The sequence below is a fragment of the Streptomyces sp. E2N166 genome, assembly GCF_003671715.1.
Classification (GTDB): domain Bacteria; phylum Actinomycetota; class Actinomycetes; order Streptomycetales; family Streptomycetaceae; genus Streptomyces; species Streptomyces thinghirensis.
The window spans coordinates 377,924-383,980 of record NZ_RAIF01000012.1; the positions used below are offsets into that span (position 1 = coordinate 377,924).

Annotated in this window: 2 protein-coding genes and 1 pseudogene; 2 read left to right on the forward strand and 1 reads right to left on the reverse strand. The window is 74.3% G+C overall.

Annotated features, from left to right (window positions below; all coding sequences use genetic code 11):
* Positions 1-62: 62 nt before the first annotated feature.
* Both EBH09_RS09380 and fxsT read left to right on the forward strand, forming a co-directional pair.
* Entirely contained in the window at positions 63-1,079 is a 1,017-nt protein-coding gene (locus EBH09_RS09380) for a MoxR family ATPase (protein WP_238697251.1), read from the forward strand.
* Positions 1,079-5,503 (forward strand): FxSxx-COOH system tetratricopeptide repeat protein, encoded by a 4,425-nt coding sequence (gene fxsT, locus EBH09_RS09385; RefSeq protein WP_121746568.1) that lies wholly within the window; start codon positions 1,079-1,081, stop codon positions 5,501-5,503. The genes EBH09_RS09380 and fxsT overlap by 1 nt, the downstream gene beginning before the upstream one ends.
* Here fxsT and EBH09_RS09390 read toward each other — a convergent pair.
* Positions 5,434-6,057, reverse strand: a pseudogene (locus tag EBH09_RS09390) (hypothetical protein); the annotation flags it as partial. The gene fxsT and the pseudogene EBH09_RS09390 overlap by 70 nt on opposite strands.

Genomic DNA, 6,057 nt, shown 5'->3' on the forward strand with positions numbered 1-6,057 from the left:
GACCGGCTGCCCCCGCACACGCCCCTGACCCCACCCGCCCCCGCTCCCGGAGGTGCCCCCTCGTGACCGAGCCCGGAACCCCGCAGCCGCCGGCGTGGTGGATCTACCGCGGTGACGGCGTCCCGCACAACGGCATCGAACGGCTGCCCGACCCGCCGAGCTGGCGTCCGCTGCAACAGGGCATGCCGCCCCAGGACGAGGCCGTCCTCCCGCAGCCGGCCGACACCCGGCGGGGGCGGGTCTTCCAGGTCGACCACGGACTGGTCGACGCGGTCAACGCGGCCCTGCTGCTGCGCCGCCCGCTGCTCCTCACGGGCCGCCCGGGCACCGGCAAGTCCACCCTCGCGCACGCCGTCGCCTACGAACTCGGGCTGGGCCCCGTGCTCCACTGGCCGGTGACGTCGCGCACCACGCTGCAGGACGGCCTGTACGCCTACGACGCCATCGGCCGGCTGCACGAGGCCAACCTGCGCCGCGCGGGCCTGGAGACGGGCGGCGGCACCGGCGACATCGGCCGCTTCCTGCGGCTCGGGCCCCTGGGCACGGCGCTGCTGCCTCGCCACAGGCCGCGCGTCCTGCTCATCGACGAACTCGACAAGAGCGACATCGATCTGCCGAACGACCTGCTCACCGTCTTCGAGGAGGGCCGTTTCACCGTCGAGGAGCTGTTGCGGCTGCCGCCGGACCAGCGCACCGTCCCGGTGCGGACGGCGGACGGCGGGGCGGCACCGGTGACGGACGGAGAGGTGAGCTGCTGGGCCTTTCCGGTCGTCGTGATCACCTCCAACGAGGAACGCGAGTTCCCCGCCGCGTTCGCCAGGCGGTGCCTGCGTTACGACATCGAGCAGCCGGGACCGGAGCGGCTGGCGGCGATCGTCGCCGCGCACCTGGGCGCCGACGCACTGGAGGAGGCGGCGCCCCTGGTGGAGGCGTTCCTCACCGAGCAGAACAACGGGAGTGTCGCCGTCGACCAGTTGCTGGGCGCCATCCAGCTGGCGCGGGCGGGCGCCGACGAGGACCCGGAGCAGTGGCAGGACCTGTTGCGCACCCTCTGGCGGCACCTGGAGACGGGGCCCTGATGCCGTACGAACCGCCGGAGCGCCCCGCTCCGGACGCCCGGGAGATCGCCGAGGTCCTGTGGCTCGCGGCGCGGCTGGCCCGTGCGACCCGGGACCCGCAGCCCGCCCGGTCGGCCTCGCGTACACCCCGGCTGTCCGGGATCGCGGGCCAGCTGGAGCCGGGCTCGCCACGGCGCCGGCGCGGTGCCGGGGCCTCGGCGGACCGGCCCGGTCAGGCGCCGGACGACTCCTGGCCCGAGTGGGCCGAACCGGGCGCCGGGGGGCCACGGCTGCACGTGCGGAGCACCGGCGCGCCGGACGGCCGGACGAGCGACCCCGTGCCGGCGCTGCCGGTGCGCTCCCCGGGGGTGCGGCCGTTGGCCAGGACGGCGGAGCTGGCCAAGGCGCTGCGGCCGTTGCGGCGACGTGCCGCGTCCAGCGTCCGGCACCGGCTGGACGAGGAGGCGACGGCCGACCGGGCGGCCGAGACCGACGTCTGGGAACCGGTGCTGGTCCCGGCGGAGGAACCCTGGCTGGATCTCGTACTGGTGGTGGACACCGGCGAGTCGATGGTGCTGTGGGACGGCGCGGTGGCCGAACTGCGCGCGGTGCTGCGCCGGGCGGGGGCCTTCCGTTCGATCACCGTGCGCTGGCTGGAGCACCTGCCGGGCGGCGCCGTGACGGTGCGCACCACTCCGCCGCCGTGGCCGGACGGCGCGCCGCGCCCGGCCGCCCGTGCGGACCGGCGCCTGCACCACTCCCCGCGCGGTGCCGTACTCGTCCTCAGCGACGCGATCGGTCCCGGATGGGGCTCGGGAGCGGTGGACCGGCTGCTGGCGCGCTGGGCGCGCGGCGGCCCCACGGCTCTGGTGCAGCCGCTCGACCGGCGACTGTGGCACCGCACCGCCCTGCGACCGCTCCCCGTCGCCCTCAAGGCCTCCCGGCCCGGCGCCCCCAACGCGGATCTGCGCACGGACGCCGACCGTCCGGGGCTGCTGGTGCCCGTGGTCGAACTGGCCCCGGCGGCCCTGCAGATGTGGGCCCGGCTGGTCGCGCGCCCGGAGAGCTCGCCGTTCCAGGGGTACGCGGTACGGGCCGACGGCGCCGTGCGTCCGGAGCCGGGGCAGGGGCAGGCCGCTCCGGGGCCCGCGGTGCGGGACGAGCGGCTGTCGCCGCTGGACCGGGTGCTGGCGTTCCGCGCGGAGGCGTCGCCGCAGGCCTTCGAACTGGCCGGCTATCTCGCCGCCGCTCCCCTGTTCCTGCCGGTGATGCGCCTGGTCCAGCAGGTCATGGCGCCGCGCACGACCCCCTCGCACCTGGCGGAGGTCTTCCTGTCGGGCCTGCTGCACCCGGTGCCACCGGGGTCCCGCCCGGCCGAGCAGACCGAGTTCGACTTTCCCGAGACCGTTCGGTCGCTGCTGCTGGGCTCGCTGCACCGGCAGGAGAGCCGCCGGGTGCTGACGGCCGTGTCGGGCTACCTGGCGGAGCACTCCTCGGCACCGTACCGGTTCGCCGCCACGCTGACGGATCCGTCGCGTGAGCTGCCCTCCCGGATCAGCGTCGAGAGTCTGCCGTTCGCCAAGGTCGACGCGGCGGTCGCCGACGCCCTCGGGGGCGGCTTCGCCACCAGGGCGCGCGAACTGCGGGATCTCATCTCCCGGCAGCACCGACCCGGGGGAAACAGTGACGCAAAGTCGCCATACGATTACGGCGTGACCGACACCACAACCTCCAGTGGAGCCATCGAAGCGGAAGCCGGCCGCCCCCGTCCGGCCGGACGCGGCACCCGGGACGAGGGGGCGTCCGCACCGACGGGGGAACAGTCACGGCACACCGCGGGAAGGGATCCATCCGTGGCCGAGTCCGCCTCTCACCCGGTCGGCGTCAACGGCCCCTCGAAAACAGCGCAGGCTCCGGCGGGCGCGCTTCCGACGCTCACCCGTCCGATGCGTTTCGAGGAGACCGTGCCGCAGGTGTGGGGCCGGCGCATCCCGCCGCGGAACCACAACTTCACCGGGCGCAGCGAGCTCATCACGCAGTTGCACGACCGGCTGGCGGACCGGCGCGCGGCCATCGTGCCGCAGGCCTTCTTCGGCCTCGGCGGCGTGGGCAAGACGCAACTGGCTGTCGAGTACATCTACCGCTACCAGTCCCAGTACCAGCTGATCTGGTGGATCAACGCCGAGGACCCCGCCCTGGTCCGCTCAGCCATCGCCGCTCTCGCGCCGCACCTGGGCCTGGAGGCCGGGCCCAGCGGTGACGAGGCGCTTCCGCTCGTCCTCGACGCGCTGCGCCGGGGCTCTCCCTACCGCAGGTATCTCTTGGTCTTCGACAACGCCGACCGGCCCGAGGACCTGGAGGAGTACTTCCCCTCCGGCGAGGGGCACATCCTGATCACCTCGCGCAACCAGAGCTGGGCCGGCCACGCGCACCCCGTCTCGGTGGACGTCTTCTCCCGCGAGGAGTCGGTCCGCTTCCTGCAGCGCAGGGTGCCCGGCATGCCCGCGCAGGACGCCTCCCGCCTCGCGGAGGCACTCGGTGACCTGCCGCTCGCGGTGGAACAGGCCGGTGCCTGGCACGCGGAGACGGCGATGTCGGTCGACGAGTACCTGGAACTGCTGCGCGAGCACGCGGACCGGCTGCTGGACACCTCCGTCCCTTCCGGGTATCCGCACTCCGTGGTGGCGACCTGGAACCTGGCGATGGAGCGTCTCGCGCGGCGCAGCCCCGCGGCCGTCCAGCTGCTGCGGCTGTGTTCCTGCATGGCCCCGGAGCCGATCAGCTGGGCGATGCTGCGCAGTGCCGCGTTCGCGCCGCTTCCCTCACCGCTAGCCGAGGCGCTGCGCGACCCGGTCGAACTGGGCCTGGCCACCCGGGAGATCGGCCGGCTCGCGCTCGCCAGGATCGACCACCGCAGCAACAGCCTGCAGATGCACCGGCTCGTGCAGGCGGTGCTCTTCAACCAGATGTCGGAGCAGGAGCAGGAGGACACCTACCACCTGACCCACGTGCTGCTGGCCGCCGCCGACCCGCAGGAGCCGGAGGACAACGACAACTGGCGCCGGTACTCCGAGCTGCGGCCGCACATCCGGCCCACCCGGGCCGTCGAGTGCGACCACCGGGAGGTGCGGGACCTGGTCATCAACGAGATCCGCTACCTGTACCTGCACGGCGACTACACCGGCGGCACGGAACTGGCCGAATTCGCTCGCAAGGAGTGGCAGCAGCGGCTGGGCGACGACCACCCGCAGACGATGCGGACCACCCGCTCCTACGCCACGCTGATCCGCAACTTCGGCCGCTTCGACGAGGCCCGGGAGCTGAACGCGGAGCTGCTGGTGCGGGCCCGCCGCGTGTTCGGCGAGGACCACGAGGAGACCCTCGCCATCGCCAACAGCAACGCGGCCGACCTGCGGGTGCTCGGCGACTTCGAGCAGGCGACGGAGCGGGACGCCGACACCCTGGAGCGGCTGACCGGGAGCTTCGGCCGGGACTACCCGCTGGCGCTGATGTCCGCCGCCAACCACGCGCTGGACCTGCGACTGCTGGGCCGCTTCCAGGAGGCGCTGGAGCTGGACGCGGACACCTACCAGCGACGGGTGCGCATCTTCGGCCCGGACGATCCCGTCACCCTGGTGGTGGCGGCCAACTACGCCCGCGACCAGCGGGAGCTGGGCGACTACCGGGGCTCCACCGAGTCGCTGCGGGCGCTGTACCCGAAACTCCGCGACCGGCAGGGCCGCGAGCACCCCGCCACGCTCGACGTGGCGAAGAACCTCGCGGTCTCCCTGCGCGCGATGGGCGCCTACGAGGAGGCGTACGACCGGTCCTCCCGGACGGTGGAGCGCTACCGGGCCAGGTACGGCGAGGGCGACCTCAACACGCTGGCGGCGGTGGGCAACTACGCCATCGACCTGCTGCTGCGCGGCGAGTTGGAGGACGCCGAGCGGCTGGCGGCGCAGACCGTGGCCGGGTACGAGCAGTTGTTCGGCGCGGACCATCCGTACATGCCGATGACCGAGACGAACCACGCTCTGGTCCTCAGCGCGCTGGGCGAGCACGAGCGGGCGCTGTCCCTGAACCTCGCGGCCTACGAGAAGCTGGCGGCCCGCTTCGGTCCGGAGCACAACTGCACGCTGCGCTGCGGGGTCAACCTCGCCAACGACCTGCACACGGCGGGCCGCCACGAGGAGGCGGCGCAGGCAGACGGACGGCATCTGGAGGCGCTGCGCTCCACCGTCGGGCCCGATCATCCGGTGACCCTGGTCTGCGGCGGCAACCTCGCGCACGACCTCGGTGCCCTGGGCAGACGGGACGAGGCCGAGGCCCTGCTCGCCGACGTCCTGACCCGATTCTCCCGGACCCTGGGCCGGGACTACCCGGTCGCCGAGGTGTTCGCCAGGGGCGAGCGGGCGTTCTGCGACATCGAGACGCCGGTGTTCTGACCTGGGTGCGCCTCGGCACGGGGCTCCGCCTCGACCGCGAGCCCCGCCTCGGCGGCAGGATCCGCCTCGGCTGCGGGTTCCGCCTCGGTCTCGAGCGCCCCGCCAACCGCGGGCATCCCACCGGCGACGAAATCCTTGCCGACTGCGGCGCCCGTCAGCCAGGACGCCAGCGTCAGCGGGTCGGGGGGCCGCGTCGGGGCGGGCTCTTCCGGTGTCGCTCCGTCCCGCGCGCTGAGGTGCAGGAAGAGGTGGTGGACGAGTTCGGTGCGGCGGACCAGGACATCGGCGCCGGGCAGCCCCTCCTCGGCGGCCGCGGCGGCGAGTTCCGCCCACCGCTCCGCCCGGTGCGGCCCGGCGGCCACCGCCTCCGCGGCCTCCCGCGCCGGCAGGGCCCGCTCGGCGCCCCGCTGCCGCGCCGCCCACCGCCCGAACTCCGGCCCCGGCCCCGCCACCGCACCGGAAGCCGCCCTTACGTCGTCCGCGGGCAGCGGTCCGGCCGGGCTGCCGGCCCGCCACAGCGCGGCCAGCCGCTCGGTTCCGGTCTCGTCGACGGC